This window comes from Arthrobacter sp. M4, assembly GCF_020251205.1.
Taxonomy (GTDB): Bacteria; Actinomycetota; Actinomycetes; order Actinomycetales; family Micrococcaceae; genus Arthrobacter.
Map to the genome: position 1 here is coordinate 483,662 of NZ_JAIWYX010000002.1, position 13,652 is coordinate 497,313.

General features: G+C 64.2%; 13 protein-coding genes. 3 read left to right on the top strand and 10 right to left on the bottom strand.

From position 1 onward, the window contains the following. Positions 1 to 160: 160 nt before the first annotated feature. Genes LD110_RS05805 through LD110_RS05815 form a run of 3 tightly spaced genes read left to right on the top strand, consistent with a single transcriptional unit; the run spans position 161 to position 2,637 of the window. A complete protein-coding gene (locus tag LD110_RS05805) occupies positions 161 to 1,108 on the top strand; it encodes an ABC transporter substrate-binding protein (RefSeq protein ID WP_225497044.1) in 948 nt (315 codons plus the stop codon). 18 nt (positions 1,109 to 1,126) lie between these two features. Further along, positions 1,127 to 1,903, top strand: coding sequence for an amino acid ABC transporter permease (locus LD110_RS05810; RefSeq protein ID WP_225497046.1), 777 nt, complete (start codon positions 1,127 to 1,129; stop codon positions 1,901 to 1,903). After that, positions 1,900 to 2,637 carry an amino acid ABC transporter ATP-binding protein gene (locus LD110_RS05815; RefSeq protein WP_225497048.1) on the top strand — a complete coding sequence of 246 codons (738 nt, stop codon included), beginning with the start codon at positions 1,900 to 1,902 and terminating at the stop codon, positions 2,635 to 2,637. The genes LD110_RS05810 and LD110_RS05815 overlap by 4 nt, the downstream gene beginning before the upstream one ends. A gap of 85 nt (positions 2,638 to 2,722) precedes the next feature. Here the strand turns inward: LD110_RS05815 and hemL are convergent, their stop codons facing one another. The 10 genes from hemL to hemE form a co-directional block, all read right to left on the bottom strand. Then, positions 2,723 to 4,042 (bottom strand): glutamate-1-semialdehyde 2,1-aminomutase, encoded by a 1,320-nt coding sequence (hemL, locus tag LD110_RS05820; protein WP_225497050.1) that lies wholly within the window; start codon positions 4,040 to 4,042, stop codon positions 2,723 to 2,725. 57 nt (positions 4,043 to 4,099) lie between these two features. Continuing rightward, positions 4,100 to 5,278, bottom strand: a complete 1,179-nt coding sequence (locus LD110_RS05825; RefSeq protein WP_374200305.1) for an LLM class flavin-dependent oxidoreductase — start codon at positions 5,276 to 5,278, stop codon at positions 4,100 to 4,102. Next, on the bottom strand, positions 5,278 to 6,258 hold the full coding sequence (gene hemB, locus LD110_RS05830; protein WP_225497052.1) for a porphobilinogen synthase: 981 nt from the start codon (positions 6,256 to 6,258) through the stop codon (positions 5,278 to 5,280). The genes LD110_RS05825 and hemB overlap by 1 nt, the downstream gene beginning before the upstream one ends. Position 6,259: 1 nt before the next feature. Further along, complete coding sequence (locus tag LD110_RS05835) at positions 6,260 to 7,057, bottom strand: uroporphyrinogen-III synthase (protein WP_225497054.1); 798 nt, start codon at positions 7,055 to 7,057, stop codon at positions 6,260 to 6,262. Between the two features lie 25 nt (positions 7,058 to 7,082). Continuing rightward, on the bottom strand, positions 7,083 to 8,081 hold the full coding sequence (hemC, locus tag LD110_RS05840) for a hydroxymethylbilane synthase (RefSeq protein ID WP_225497056.1): 999 nt from the start codon (positions 8,079 to 8,081) through the stop codon (positions 7,083 to 7,085). Further along, the gene (locus LD110_RS05845; protein ID WP_225497058.1) at positions 8,078 to 9,322 is read right to left on the bottom strand and encodes a ferrochelatase; all 1,245 of its coding nucleotides are present in this window, start codon (positions 9,320 to 9,322) and stop codon (positions 8,078 to 8,080) included. Before LD110_RS05845 ends, hemC begins: the two co-directional genes overlap by 4 nt. After that, positions 9,319 to 10,020 carry a hydrogen peroxide-dependent heme synthase gene (hemQ, locus tag LD110_RS05850; protein ID WP_225497060.1) on the bottom strand — a complete coding sequence of 234 codons (702 nt, stop codon included), beginning with the start codon at positions 10,018 to 10,020 and terminating at the stop codon, positions 9,319 to 9,321. The genes LD110_RS05845 and hemQ overlap by 4 nt, the downstream gene beginning before the upstream one ends. 129 nt (positions 10,021 to 10,149) lie before the next feature. Then, positions 10,150 to 10,863, bottom strand: a complete 714-nt coding sequence (locus LD110_RS05855; protein WP_225497061.1) for a hypothetical protein — start codon at positions 10,861 to 10,863, stop codon at positions 10,150 to 10,152. Positions 10,864 to 10,965: 102 nt separating this feature from the next. Then, positions 10,966 to 12,486, bottom strand: a complete 1,521-nt coding sequence (gene hemG, locus LD110_RS05860) for a protoporphyrinogen oxidase (protein ID WP_225497062.1) — start codon at positions 12,484 to 12,486, stop codon at positions 10,966 to 10,968. Beyond that, entirely contained in the window at positions 12,483 to 13,607 is a 1,125-nt protein-coding gene (gene hemE, locus LD110_RS05865; protein WP_225497063.1) for a uroporphyrinogen decarboxylase, read from the bottom strand. Before hemE ends, hemG begins: the two co-directional genes overlap by 4 nt. Positions 13,608 to 13,652 lie beyond the last annotated feature (45 nt).

The window sequence follows — 13,652 nt, forward strand, 5'->3', positions numbered from 1 at the left end:
CTCCTTTCTTCGTCTCACAGGGCTCCGAGAGCCTAGTGAGATGATTAAGTTTTGCGGGCGGGGCCTGCTATGGCGCCACACGTATCGCCCGCAAGCCCGGCGCACCCGCCGAATCTTTGAGCTTCAAAGAACTTGTAACCCCAATGAAAGTGATTGCTTGATGAAAATCAAAGCCTTGAAGTGGCTTTCCACTGTCCCAGTGGCAATCGCCCTGGCCACCACCCTAGTGGCCTGCGGCGGCGCATCCCAGCCCAGTGGCACTCCGACGGATGCCTTGGCAGGCAGTGACAAGCAGACACTGGACAAGTACACCACCAAGGACGTCACTCCCCTCGACAAGATCGACAAGACCAAGCTGGGCCTGATCACCCCCGGCACCATCAAGGTGGGCACCCTTTCTGACGCTCCGCCGAACATCTTTATCGACAAAGACGGCAACTTCACCGGCTACGACAACGAGCTCCTCAAGGCCATGGCGGCCAAGCTTGGCCTGAAGGTGGAGTTCGTATCCACGAAGTTCCAGAGCCTGCTTGCCCAGGTCAAGACCAAGCAGTTCGATGTGGGATCCTCCTCGATCTCCACCACCGACGCACGCCGGGACACCGTGGCGTTCACCAACGGCTACGACTTCGGGTACATGGCCATCGTTGCCAAGGAGGGTGCGAAGGTGAAGACCTTCGACGACCTCAAGCAGGGCGTGCGGATCGGCGTGGTCCAGGGCACGGTCCAGGATGACTTCGTGACCAACACGCTCAAGCTTGAACCCGTCCGCTTCCCGGACTACAACACTGTTTACGCCAACGTGAAGAGCGGCCAGGTGGATGTTTGGGTTGCACCGTCACAGCAGGCTGAGGGCCAGGTCAAGCAGGGCGACGGCACCACCATCGCCCAGAAGAAGGTCAACACCCAGAACTTCACGGCCTACGCGGTGGCCAAGGAGAACCAGCCCCTCAACGACGCACTGAACGCTGCGCTCGACGCTGTTGTCGCTGACGGCACTTGGGGCAAGCTCACTGCTCAGTGGTACGCGGACCGCCCGACCATCAAGGAACAGACTCCAGAGGGTTGGAAGCCGGGCAGCAAGGCCGTCCAGGTTCCCACCAAGTAATCGACTGACAGGCGCCACATGGATTACCTGAACAAGCTCGGCGAGACCTTCTTCAATTGGAAGGTCATCGGCGAAGTGCTGCCTTCGATGTTCGCAGTCGGCCTGCCCAACACCCTGGTTCTGGCCGTGGTCTCGGGAATCATTGGGACCGCGCTCGGCATGGTGCTGGCACTCATGGGCATCGCGCGGAATCCAGTGGCGCGGTGGATCGCCCGGATCTACACGGACGTGTTCCGTGGGCTTCCCGCAATCCTCACGATCTTGGTGATCGGGCTGGGCTTCGGACCGATAGTTCGCGAAATGACCGGTGTGACCAGCCCGTATCCCATGGGCATCGCAGCTCTGTCACTGATCTCGTCGGCCTATATCGGGGAGATCTTCCGGTCCGGCATCCAGAGCGTGGACAAGGGCCAGCTGGAGGCGTCGCGCGCACTCGGCTTCGGCTATGGTCCCTCGATGCGGCTTATCGTCGTACCGCAGGGTGTCCGCCGCGTGCTTCCGGCGCTCGTGAACCAGTTCATTGCACTTATCAAGGAGTCTTCGCTCGTCTTCACCCTGGGCCTCTTGGCTTCCGAGCGTGAACTCTTCCAGATTGGACAGGATGCCGCTGCGCGCAGCGGCAACCTCTCCGGATACGTCGCAGCGGGCATCTTCTACCTGGCGATGACCATCCCGCTGACGCACTTCGTGAACTGGATTGACGCACGACTGCGCACTGGCCGCGCCCAGAGCCGCGCTGAGAAGAAGGAACCGGACGACGCCGCTGCCGTCGTCGGGAAGGGAGCCCACGTATGACTCACTTTGCTTCAGGTTCTCTCGAGGCGAAGGACGTACACCTCGCTTTCGGGAGCAACAAGGTACTCCGTGGCATCGACTTGAAAGTCGCTGCCGGCACCACGGCTTCGGTGATCGGGCCCTCCGGTTCAGGCAAGTCGACGCTTTTGCGCGTTATGAACCGCCTCATCGAGCCCGACGCCGGGGACATCCTGCTGGATGGCAAGTCCGTCCTGAAGGACAACCCTGACGAGCTCCGCAGGAGGATCGGCATGGTCTTCCAGCAGTTCAACCTGTTTCCCCACAAGAGCGTCGGAGAGAACGTCGCGTTCGCGCTGCGCAAGCTCCGGAAGCTCCCCAAGGAACAAGCACGGGCTGAGGCCCTAGAGCAGCTGGACCTGGTGGGACTGAGGCACAAGGCCGATGTTAGGCCTGCCACTCTATCCGGCGGTCAGCAGCAGCGTGTTGCCATCGCCCGGGCCTTGGCCATGAAGCCCGAGGTCATGTTCTTCGACGAGGCCACCTCAGCCTTGGACCCGGAGCTGGTCAAGGGCATTTTGGCGCTCATGGCTGACCTCGCCAAGGGGGGCATGACCATGGTGGTGGTCACGCACGAGATGGGATTCTCCAGGAATGTGTCGGACAACGTCACGTTCATGGATGCAGGGGTTGTGGTGGAGTCAGGGCCGCCGGAACAGGTGTTCTCCGACCCGCGAACAGACCGCCTCAAGGGCTTCCTCTCGGACGTTCTCTAGCGTGGCCTGAAAACTGCAGCTAAAGCTACGGAGTCCTCCAGCCATTGGCCGAAGGACTCCGTTGCTTTTAACCGCCGACGCGGCCCTAGGCAGTTGCCGCTGCGGCCGCCTTAGCCGCGGCAGGCAGTGCATCCACTACCCGGGACATGGCTTGGTCGTCGTGCGCAGCGGACAGGAACCAGGCTTCAAATACGGAAGGCGGCAGGTAGACGCCCGACTCCAGCATCGAGTGGAAGAACGGTGCGTAGCGGAAAGCCTCCTGGGCCTGGGCGTCGGCGTAGTTGTGAACACCCTTGACGGACGTGCCAAAGGCCACGGAGAACAGGTTTCCGGCACGCTGGATGGAATGGTCCACGCCCTCCGCCTCCAGGGCAGCGGACACCGCCGCCGACAGCTCAAGGGAGCGGGCATCCACGTAGCTGTAGACCTCTGGTGTGGCATTGCTAAGGGTTGCGACGCCGGCAGCCATGGCCACGGGGTTACCGGAGAGCGTGCCGGCCTGGTAAACGGGCCCCACGGGAGCCAGGTAATCCATCACGTCCGCGCGGCCACCAAGGGCCGCCGTCGGCATTCCCCCGCCGATGACCTTGCCGAAGGTCATGAGGTCGGGCGACCAGCCCTCGTGCGCTCCCGTGAGGCCCCAATATCCGGCGTATCCGGTGCGGAAGCCGGTGAGGACCTCGTCGAGGATGAGGAGCGCGCCGTGCTCGGATGTGATGCGTGACAACGCGGCGTTGAAACCCTCGTGTGGCGTCACAACGCCCATGTTGGCCGGCGCTGCCTCGGTGATGACTGCTGCGATGTCCGATCCATGGGCCGCGAAGGCCTCTTCGACAGCGTTGAGGTCGTTGTACGGAAGGACGAGCGTCTCGGCCGCTGTGGCGGCGGTGACTCCCGCAGAACCCGGCAAAGCAAGTGTTGCGACGCCGGAGCCGGCCGATGCCAGCAAACCGTCCAGGTGGCCGTGGTAGCAGCCCGCGAACTTGATGATGAGCGTGCGGCCGGTAAAACCACGAGCCAGACGCACGGCCGTCATGGTGGCCTCAGTCCCTGTGGACACCATCCTGAGCCGCTCGACGGCGGAAACCCGCTCCTTGACTATTTCTGCCAAGTTCGCCTCGTCCGGGGTCGATGCCCCGAAAGACAGCCCGCGGTCCACCGCCGCATGCACGGCTTCGAGCACGGCCGGGTGCGCGTGCCCCAGCAGCGCGGGGCCCCACGAACAGACCAGGTCGACGTATTCGCGACCGTCTGCGTCGGTCAGGTACGGGCCGCGGGCGGACACCATAAACTTCGGGGTACCGCCCACTGAACCGAATGCGCGCACAGGCGAGTTCACGCCGCCGGGCATCAGCGCACGGGCGCGGTCAAAGAGCTGATCGGAAACGGGCGTGGGTGAAGTCATGGTTCCTATTCTTTCCAGGGACAGTCAAAAACAGTCAAAAGCCGGCGGTTGCACTCATCAACTGGCAGCCAGCATGTCGTGGACCAGCGGCGCAACGGCGGTTCCGAATAGTTCAATGGACCGCATCATCGCGCCGTGGGGCAGGGTCCCGCTGCTGTACTTCAGGTCAAAGCGGTCAATGCCGAGGGCCTTCTTGGTCTGCACTATCTTGGCGGCCACCGTTTGTGGCGACCCGACATAGAGTGCGCCGTCCGGGGCACAAAGGGCATCAAATTCGCCCCGTCCCGCTGGCCCCCAGCCGCGTTCGGCACCGAGCCGGTTACGCAGCGCGAGCCAGTGCGGGAAGAACTCCTCGCGCGCCTTCTGGTCCGTTTCAGCCACATGGCCCGGCGAATGCGTGGCCACCTGCTGCATGGCCTTACCGTACTTCCCCATTGCATCGCGGTACAGGCCAACCAAGGGGGCGAACGACTTGGGCTGGCCGCCGATGATGGCAAAGATGATCGGATATCCGTAAGACGCGCAGCGGACCACTGATTCCGGGGTGCCACCAACGCCGATCCACGTAGGCAGCAAGTGGTGCTGCAGCGGTGGAAAGACACTGAGCCCGTTGATTCCGGGCCTGGTGCGGCCCTCCCAGTGGATGGGCTTCTGGGACCTGGCCCTGTCGAATAGCTCCAACTTTTCTTCGAAAAGGACCTCGTAGTCAGCCAGGTCAAAGCCGAACAGCGGAAAGGACTCGATAAAGGAACCCCTGCCAAGCATCACCTCGGCCCTGCCATTGGAAATGGCGTCCACAGTGGAGAAGCGCTGGAACACACGGATGGGATCGTCCGAACTTAGGACCGTCACCGCCGAGCCGAGCCGGATCCGGCTGGTGGTAGCCGCAGCGGCGCCAAGGAATACCTCCGGGGCGGACACGGCGTAGTCGCGCCGATGGTGTTCGCCCACCCCAAAGGCGTGAAGTCCGACGGCGTCAGCCAGTTGTGCTTCCACCAACAGGTGGCGCAACACCCGGGCATGCGGAGTGGGGTTGCCGTCGCCGTCGGTATCAACGTCGCCGAAAGTGTTCAGCCCGAGCAGGACTGTGTCCGGCCCGACCGGTTCGGTGGGTCCGGAGTTCGGAGCGGCCAGTGGGCCGGCGCCGGCGGCGTCAAGGGGCGGGGCGTCGTCGGGCTGCCGGGTCTCCTGCCCGTCATCCTCCCGGCCGTTCACGGACGCGGTGGCGTCTGTCATCAAGACTCCTTGAGCCAGTTGGCTATCTCAGTTGCCCAGTAGCTAAGCACCATGTCCGCACCGGCCCGCCTGATGCCCATAACGGACTCGACGATTGCTGCCTTGCGGTCGATCCAGCCGTTGGCGGCGGCCGCTTCGATCATGGCGTATTCGCCCGAGATTTGGTAGGCGGCCACTGGAACCGGGCTCATGGCAGCAACGTCCGCCACGATGTCCAGATAACTCATGGCCGGCTTGACCATCACCATGTCTGCGCCTTCTTCAAGGTCCAGTTCGACCTCGGCGATGGCTTCGCGGCGGTTGGCCGCGTCCATCTGATAGGTCCGCCTATCACCCTTGAGTTGCGAATCCACAGCCTCCCTGAAGGGTCCGTAGAATGCGGAGGCGTATTTGGCGGCATATGCCAGCACGGCGGTGTTCTTGTGGCCCGCATCTTCGAGAGCCCGCCGGATAACACCGATCTGGCCGTCCATCATTCCCGATGGCCCGAGGACGTGGGCGCCGGCGTTTGCCTGGGCAACCGCCATCTGCCCGTAGATCTCCAGCGTGGCATCGTTGTCCACGTAACCGTTGTCATCCAACACCCCACAGTGTCCGTGGTCGGTGAATTCGTCCAGGCAGACGTCACTCATGATCACCAGGGTGTCCCCCACCTCGGCCCTAACGTCGCGGATAGCCTTGTTGAGGACGCCGTCGGGGTCGAGTGATGCGGTACCCCGGGCGTCGCGCGTCTCCGGGATGCCGAACAACATGATTCCCCCGAGGCCAAGCTCGGCTGCCTCTGCGGCAGCGCGTCGAAGGGTATCCGAGGTGTGTTGAACTACTCCGGGCATCGACGCGATCGGGTTTGGCTCCGTCAGGCCCTCGCGAATGAAGGCCGGAAGAATCAGCTCGGCGGCATTCAGGCGGTGCTCGGCTGTCAGGCGTCGCATGGCAGGCGTGGTGCGCAGGCGGCGCGGTCGATGCTGCGGAAAACTCATCTCAATTCCCTTCAGTGGCGAACAGTGCTGTTAGGGCGGCGACGATGCCAGCCGGTGTGGGTTGGTCTGCAGTGGCCGCCACGTGGATTCCGACGGCGGCCGCCGCTTCCGCCGTCGTCGGACCTATCGCCACAAATTGGCAGGTTCCCAGCGACGGCAGGATTCCGGCGATGCGCCGGGCGGCGCTTGGCGAGGCAGCCACGACGGCGTCAATCAGTCCAGCGGCTACATCCGTTCGCGCCTGTTCGGGTTCCACGACGGCGGACTCCCCGTTGTTCTGGCCGCCGGCGGTCCACAAGGGATGGGAGGCCGGATAGTCGACAGTGTGGTAGGCAATGACGGTGTCCACCCTTGCGCCCTTAGCGGCGATTCCAGCGGCAAGGCTGCCGTCCGCCAGATCGGCCTGGGGCAGCAGGACAGCGCACTCCCCTGCGGGCCAGTCGGCAATGACTCCGGCCGCGGACCGGTCCGACGCCGGGACAAACGTTACGGGAATGCCGGCACCTTCCAGCGCGGCACGGGTAGCGGGCCCGATGGCGGCAACTCGGGTTGACTGCGGCACCACAGCACTTAGGACTGTCCCGCGGGAGGCAACCGCGTCTTGGAGGGCCAGGACGGTAGTGCCACTAGTCACGACGAGCCAGTCATAGGCTCCACCCGAGAGGCGGTCCAACGCCGCCTCAAAAGCCGGCCAGTCCCGGGCGCGCTCGAAATCGATCAAAGGAAGGATCGGGACTGTCGCGCCAGCCGATCTGAGTGCCTCGGTGAGCGCAACGGCACGTCCGGGACTCCTGGTCACCAGGATCCTTCGGCCGTGCAGCGGCTCAGGATGCGGCAAGGTCAGTGATCTCCGCAGCGCCGGCGGCCAGCAATTGCTCGGCAACCTCGATGCCGAGCAGCGTGGCCCCAACCTCCGTCAGTCCATCGCTTGCTTTCTTCTGACGTACTGTGTGCTTGCCGTCCACCGAGCAGACAACGGCTTCAAGGTGAAGCATGCTGCCTTTGCGGTAGGCGTAGGCACCCACGGGTGCGGCGCACCCAGCCTCCAGCCGGGCCAGGACGGCCCGTTCGGCCGTGATGGCGAGGCGTGTGTCGTCGTCGTTCAGTGCGGCCAGCGCCTGTGCCAGCGGACCCTGCGATCCCGTGGTGCTCCCCGCTTGGCGCGGAGCGTCGTCAGACCGGCACTCAATGGCGAGTGCACCCTGACCGGGAGCCGGGAGCATTATGTCGGTTTCGAAGAACTGGGTGACGGTGTCCAGCCGCCCCATCCGTTCCAGGCCCGCCGCCGCAAGCACCACGGCATCAAGGTCACAGCTCTTGCCCTGGACCACCTCAGTGACGGTGTTTCCTGGCAGCCCAGGAACCCGGCCAAGCCGAGTGTCCACGTTTCCGCGAATGTCCACAACCTCAATGTCCGGCCTGGCGGCCAGGAGTTGCGCCGCACGACGTGGCGAACCTGTCCCGACTCGGGCACCGGGGGGCAATGTGTCCAGCGTCAGGCCATCCTTGGCGCAAAGCACGTCCCGCACATCAACCCGGGGAGGCGTTGCGGCGATCGTCAGCCCTGGAGCCGCTCCCGTGGGCAGGTCTTTGAGGGAATGCACGGCAACATCGCAGGTGTTGTCCAGAAGGGCCTCACGCAGGGCGGCCACGAACACACCCGTGCCACCCATCTGGGACAGGGAAGTCGTCCGGACGTCGCCCTCTGTCTTGACGTGGACCAGCTCCACGGGAAAGCCCCCGACGGCAGCCAATTGGTCTGCCGTCTGCTGCGTCTGTGTCAGCGCGAGTTTGCTCGCACGGGTGCCGATGCGGATTGTCACTTGGCTGCCTGCTCCGTCGGGTAGGGGTCGTGTCCTGTCCCAACAGTAGTGTCTGCACCTGCGATTGTGGGCTTCTCACCGCGGAAGTTGGCACAGCAACCCGGACGGCATACGTCATACCACGGGCCAAGGCCGGTGACCGCGGGCCTTTCAGCAATGTTGTTGGCGACCGTCCGCTCACAGATTAGGTCGACCAGACCCGAAACGAACTTCTTGTGCGTCCCGGGTGTCGGAACGCGAACAGCAGTCATGCCAAGCTTGGCGCAGGTCTCCAGTGCTTCGGTGTCCAAGTCCCACGCGACTTCCATGTGGTCGCTTACGAAGCCAAGCGGGACGATGACAACACCCTTGACGCCCTGCCCGGCAAGCTCCTCGATGGCGTCGTTGATATCCGGCTCGAGCCAGGGCACGTGAGGAGCCCCGGAGCGGGACTGGTACACCAAGGACCACGGTGTTTTGAGCCCGGTTTTGGCTTCCACTTCGCGGATAACTTCAGCACCAGTCGCCAGGTGCTGGGCGATGTAGGCGGAATCGCCCTCGAATGCGCGGGGCTCCCCCTCAGACCGCCCTGCCGCGTCTGCGTCGCGTGTAGGGATGGAGTGGGTGCCGAATAGGATGTGCACCGGGGCGTCAGCGTCACCGGCCTCAGCGAGGCGGGAACGGACGTCCTGGAGGCCAGCCGAGGTTCCTTCGATAAAGGGTTCAACGAACCCGGGGTGGTCGAAATACTGCCGCACCTTATCCACTTCGAGCCGGCCATCCAGGCCGGTCTCTGTCAGCGCCATGCCGATGTCTTCGCGGTACTGGCGGCAACTGGAATAACAGGAGTAGGCGCTGGTGGTTACCATCAGCAGCTTGCGGTGACCGGCGTCGTAGGCGTCCTGGAGCGTCTGCGGGATGTAGGGATCCCAGTTGCGGTTGCCCCAGAGTACCGGCAGGTCGATCCCGCGACTGGCGAGTTCGGCTTCGAGCGCGGCTTTGAGGTCGCGGTTCTGCTGGTTGATGGGGCTGATACCACCGAAGGCGCGGTAGTGGTGGCTCACTTCTTCGAGGCGTTCATCGGGGATGCCGCGGCCGCGCGTCACATTCCTCAGGAAGGGAATGACATCTTCCTGGCCCTCGGGGCCGCCGAAGGAGGCGAGGAGCACGGCGTCGTATTCCTTGGGCGCCAGGCGGCCGGTTTCAGTCACCGGGTTGACGGCCAACACGGCGGTTCCTTCAGCCGCGTGTCGGCCGCTCACGCGAGAACCTCGGCGATTTCAGCTGCAGAAACGCGCCGTCCGGTGTAGAACGGGACTTCCTCACGAACGTGGTTGCGCGCATCCGTTGCGCGCAAGTGACGCATCAGGTCCACGAGGTCCACGAGTTCTGGGGCCTCAAGTCCCAAAATCCACTCCCAGTCACCCAACGCGAAAGATGACACAGTGTTGGAGATGACCTGCGGGAACTCCCGTCCCAAGAGGCCGTGATCGCGCAGCATCCGGCCGCGCTCTTCGGAAGGCAGCAGGTACCACTCGTAGGAACGGACGAAGGGGTACACACAGAGCCATGTGCTGGGCTCTACACCCCTGGCGAAGGCCGGTACGTGGCTCTTGGCGAATTCGGCCTCACGGTGTACACCCATGGCAGACCACACAATGTCGGTTCCAGTGAACAGGGCACTCCGGCGAATGTCCCTAACGGCCTGCTGGAGTGCTTCCGGGCGCGGGCCATGCAGCCACACCATAACGTCAGCGTCTGAGCGCATGGCAGATACGTCGTAGGTGCCGCGGAGGACCACGCCCCCTTCGGCCAGGCGGGCTGCGAGCTTTTCGAAGTCTTGCACAGCATCGGCGCTGCGAGCGACGTCTGAAGAGCGCTTGAAAACAGTCCACAAGGTGAAGAACTGCTCTGTGGATTCATCTGTTTTAGTGACAGATTCGGCGAAAGTGTGGCTCATGCTTACAAGTCTGCCCCGTCGGTGCCCCTAAGTCGAAACTGCAAACTTCTACAGAGTGTAGAAGTGATGCATCTCACATCATGATCCAGATGCCCACGATATGGACGTTGGACCTGGCGCTGGACTGAGCTAGAGGCGGCGGAGCCGGAAGTACAGGCCTGCTGCCGAGACGCCAAACCCCACAAGGCCCACTCCCCACCAAACCACGGCGGGAACCGGCGCCTGCACCGCAGCATCCGTCGCTTCAGGAACACGCCCCTCCAAGGACTCAGCCGAACGACCCGTGGGGTGCGCCTCCGCCGACGGCTCAGTCGAGCGTTTAGCCGGTTCAGCCGCCCGGGGCGACGCCGACGCCGGGGCTGCCGGTGGACCTTCAGCCGGGTCCTTCACTCCCGGATTGGCAGGAACCTGCGGTGCCGACTGAGCCGGTGCGGGCTGCTCATTGGCTACTGCCGCTCCTGTTGCTCCGGATGGCTGACTGGGCGGCGCTGGAGCTTGTTCGGCCGCCGTCACCGGGGACCCGGTGGCAGCCGGGGGCTGTGAGGTTGCGGGGACACCGGGTGCACTGGTGGACAACGGCGTCGGGGATGGGGCGGGAGTCGATGTTCCTGACGGCTTGGGCTTTGATGGTGGCCCGCCCAGGATGCCGGCAATCAGGTCGCCCGGATCGCCGTCTATGGCCACTGACAAGGCGTCGCCTGTCACCGCCGCGGAGGCGGGAGCCGCAGGTATGAGTGCGGAAATAACCAGTACCGCTCCAAGCGTGGCCGAAGCCGGAACACGCCGAAGACCCCCATGGGCACCAGTCCGCGTTTGGGAAAAACGTGGTTTCTGATTGACCATAGTGCCCGACCCTAGCCGGTCTGCCCGCCGCCCACGAATTCGGCCACAACGCAAATCGGCACCGCAACACCAAGGTGAGGGTGCCGTTGGGGTGACCTTCCCTTAGGCGCTTGCCGCCTCAATCACCCGTTGCATCTGCGATCGCGTGTCTTCAACTACCGCTGCCAGGCCATTTCCGGCGAGCCAGCCACCCACCACCACTAGGCCGGGGACTGAGGCGATGACGTCCCGTACATCCATGACCCTCCGCTTGTGTCCCACTGCGGCGAAAGGGAGGGCGCCATTCCAGCGGACCACATCCCACCCCAGGACGTCCTCCCCCGTGACAGCTACGCCAAGGAGTGCTGAAGCGTCCTGCAGTGCAACATCCCGAAGCTCAATATCTGTCTGGTGACCGGCGGACCCATCGCCGGCCCGTCCATAGGACAACCGGAGGACGTGCGTGCCTGGACCAGCTTCCGAGGCCAGCCAGTCCCACTTAGCCGTGGCGTGCGTCAGCGCCTTCGCTGCGATGCCAGGACTTTGCGGCGCCACGAGGATGCCTGTTCCGCGCGGACGACGATCCAGCTCCGGAAAGTCCACCACTAAGGTCACAAGCGCAATCCGTGGCCCTTCGGCCGGCTTCAGGGAAGCCAAGTCGGGCAGGGCCGGGGAAAGCAGGTTGACGGCGGCGGGGCCATCCAACGCCACCACCAGCCGCTCGGCCTGAAAGTTCCGGTCACGCGTGGCAACAACCCAGGCTGCACCGTCGCGGCGAACTGCATCGGCACGGACGCCAGCCAGCAGTTCAACGCCCAATTTTCGCAATTCGGCAACAAGCGCTGTCACGAGCGTGTGCATACCCCCGGAGAGCCCAGCCACAGCAGAACCGGCCTTCGCGAGCTGGCGTCCGGCCTGTTGGCCGCTTGGGCCGGGCGCGCCTGGCCCGTCCTGGTCCGAGTCCGTGACGGCCGGCGCGGGCTGCCCCTTCCCGGACCTTTGCGCTGCGACAGCCGCAGCGAGCGACCCTTGCCGTCGTAGCTCCGCACGCAAACCAGGGACGACCATATCGACGTCGAGGCCTTCCGGGTCCGCGGAGTGGACGCCACCTACCACGGGAGCCACGAGTCGCTGCAGGACCCTGCGACCCATGCGCGCACGGACGAGCGAGGCGACACTGGTGACCTCCGCGCTGGTCCCGACCGACGCAGGGAAGTAACGGTCCAGGGATGCACGCATTGAGCCCAGCAGTCCCAGGGTCCGGCGAACCTCCGGATCCCAGGGATTGGCAGGGATGCCGAGGACCCCGGTTTTGGGTAGCTCCCGGGGCCCCTCCGGAAGTTGCACCCACGCCCCGCCGGGTCGTGGCGGAACTATGTGGGAGGACAAGCCGAGTTCTGCCGCCAGCACCGCAACGGCGGAGGTACGCGTTGCAAAGGATTCGGCGCCACTGTCCAAAGTCAGACCGGCAACAATGTGGCTGCCAACGCAACCGCCGAATCGTTCGCTCGCCTCAAGCAGGGTTACTCGCGTCCCGGACCTGGCAAGGTCCCAGGCCGCGACCAGCCCGGAGATTCCCCCGCCGACAACCACTGCGTCAAAGGGGCGTTCGCTGTGCGTGGGCTTGTTATGTGTGCGGATCATTGCGTGGGTATGGAATGGATGAGCTGAACGACCCGCGTCAGGACAGTAGGGTCCGTCTCCGGTGGGACACCGTGCCCAAGGTTCACCACGTGCCCCGGAGCTGCGGATCCCCTTGCTATGACGTCACGGACATGGGCTTCCAGAATCTCCCACGGTGCGGACAGGAGTGCCGGGTCTATATTGCCCTGCAGCGGGACAGTACCGCCCAATCGACGGTTGGCCTCATCCAAGGGGAGTCGGTAGTCAACGCCCATCACATCCACGCCGACTTCCCGCATGGCCACGAGCAGTTCGGACGTCCCGGTGCCGAAATGAACAAGTGGAGCGCCGTAGTGGCGAACATGGTCCAACGCTCGGGCAGAAGCTGGCGCAACATGGTGGGCGTAGTCGGCCAAACCCAGCGATCCAGCCCATGAATCGAATAGCTGGGCCGCGGATGCTCCGGCCTCCAACTGGGCCCGAAGGAACATGCCCGATGCGTCGGCTGCCCAGTTAGCCAGGGCTGTCCAGGTTTCCGGGTCGGCATGCATCATGGTGCGCGGGCCCAAATGGTCCCTTGATGGCCGACCTTCCACCATGTACGCGGCAAGGGTGAAGGGGGCGCCGGCGAAACCGATCAGGGGCGTGGTTCCAAGCTCAGCCACGGTGAGGCGAACGGCTTCACGGATGGGCTCCAGGGATTCCCAGGTCAGCGTCGGCAGGGCCGCAACATCCGCCGCAGTCCGCACAGGATGGTCAAGCACCGGACCTACGCCCGGCTTGATGTCCACACCAACACCTGCCAGTTTCAGCGGGATCACAATGTCCGAGAAGAAAATGGCAGCGTCGACGTCATGCCGCCGTACTGGCTGGAGCGTAATTTCCGAGGCTAGTTCCGGGCGGAGGCAGGAGTCCAGCATTGCCACGCCCTCACGCACCTTGAGGTACTCCGGCAAGGAGCGCCCGGCCTGGCGCATGAACCAAACCGGCCTGCGGGAGGGCTTTCCGCCCCGATATGCGGTGATAAGCGGTGAATCGGCCGTCCGCCCGTCCAGAAGTGGGTGTCCAGCAGGGAGGGTGGCCGCCGTTGTGCCGCCCACGCTGCCACTGGTGCCCGGGCTGGGTACTGCGCTTGAAGTCATGCCTTCGATTCTGCCCAAAATTGATGGCAAAGGGTAACGGCGTCC

Excerpts from the sequence above, each read along its gene's own strand:
- hemQ (WP_225497060.1), bottom strand. The coding sequence starts at position 10,020 with ATGAGCCACACTTTCGCCGAATCTGTCACTAAAACAGATGAATCCACA.
- LD110_RS05855 (WP_225497061.1), bottom strand. The coding sequence starts at position 10,863 with ATGGTCAATCAGAAACCACGTTTTTCCCAAACGCGGACTGGTGCCCAT.
- hemE (WP_225497063.1), bottom strand. The coding sequence starts at position 13,607 with ATGACTTCAAGCGCAGTACCCAGCCCGGGCACCAGTGGCAGCGTGGGC.
- hemG (WP_225497062.1), bottom strand. The coding sequence starts at position 12,486 with ATGATCCGCACACATAACAAGCCCACGCACAGCGAACGCCCCTTTGAC.
- hemB (WP_225497052.1), bottom strand. The coding sequence starts at position 6,258 with ATGAGTTTTCCGCAGCATCGACCGCGCCGCCTGCGCACCACGCCTGCC.
- LD110_RS05825 (WP_374200305.1), bottom strand. The coding sequence starts at position 5,278 with ATGACAGACGCCACCGCGTCCGTGAACGGCCGGGAGGATGACGGGCAG.
- LD110_RS05815 (WP_225497048.1), top strand. The coding sequence starts at position 1,900 with ATGACTCACTTTGCTTCAGGTTCTCTCGAGGCGAAGGACGTACACCTC.
- LD110_RS05810 (WP_225497046.1), top strand. The coding sequence starts at position 1,127 with ATGGATTACCTGAACAAGCTCGGCGAGACCTTCTTCAATTGGAAGGTC.
- LD110_RS05805 (WP_225497044.1), top strand. The coding sequence starts at position 161 with ATGAAAATCAAAGCCTTGAAGTGGCTTTCCACTGTCCCAGTGGCAATC.
- hemL (WP_225497050.1), bottom strand. The coding sequence starts at position 4,042 with ATGACTTCACCCACGCCCGTTTCCGATCAGCTCTTTGACCGCGCCCGT.